The organism is Staphylococcus sp. AC872, from assembly GCF_979255425.1.
Genome location: NZ_CEEDKW010000049.1, coordinates 1 through 278 on the forward strand (window position 1 = coordinate 1; position 278 = coordinate 278).

At 70.5% G+C, this 278-nt stretch carries 1 protein-coding gene; it reads left to right on the plus strand.

The features are described from left to right. Positions 1 to 278: arsenic resistance protein (locus ACZ267_RS12875; RefSeq protein ID WP_463680343.1), on the plus strand; the 278-nt coding region annotated here is incomplete at both ends.

Genomic DNA, 278 nt, shown 5'->3' on the forward strand with positions numbered 1-278 from the left:
TCGTCGTCCTGTTCGCCCTGCAGGGCGACCGCATCACCTCCCAGCCCCTCGACGTCGTCCGCATCGCCGTCCCGCTGCTCGTCTACTTCGCGGTGATGTGGGGCGGCGGATACGCCCTCGGCGCAGCCATGGGCCTGGGCTACGAACGCACCACCACGCTGGCATTCACCGCGGCGGGCAACAACTTCGAACTCGCCATCGCCGTCGCGATCGCCACCTACGGGGCCACCTCCGGCCAAGCGCTCGCCGGGGTCGTCGGACCGCTGATCGAGGTGCCC